Genomic DNA, 396 nt, shown 5'->3' with positions numbered 1-396 from the left:
CAACATTACCGGCGAGATCCATTCCGACGGCTTCGATGTCGAGAGCCTCAGCGGTCCGGTCGCCATCAAGCTAGCGGCCGCCGGCCTGAAGACCGATGTGGCGACGCTGGCGCCGCTGGTGACCGGCAAGCTCGCCGCGGACCTTTCCGGCACGATCAGCCGCGAGACCGTGACCATCGACAAAGGCAGCTTGCGCAGCGATGCGCTCAATGCCGGGCTGACGGCAAATGTGGCGCTGGCCGACCTGTCGATGACGCTGAAGATGAATGCCGACGCCATCTCGAAGGCATTGCCGCCGCAGATCAGCTCGCCGCTTGGCGAGCGGGTGAAGTTCTCGGCCACCGCCACGCGCGATCCGCAAGGCGCGTTCGCCGCCAACTCGCTGGAGATCAGCTC

Annotated in this window: 1 protein-coding gene; it reads left to right on the top strand. The window is 65.9% G+C overall.

What is annotated here, in order from left to right; all coding sequences use genetic code 11:
• The coding region (locus EOD07_RS37390) for a hypothetical protein (protein ID WP_164773004.1) at positions 1–396 on the top strand (396 nt) is incomplete at both ends.

This window comes from Mesorhizobium sp. M2C.T.Ca.TU.002.02.1.1 (assembly GCF_003997225.1).
Note: the sequence above shows the minus strand (reverse complement) of the source record. Positions and strands in the feature narration are given on the sequence as shown.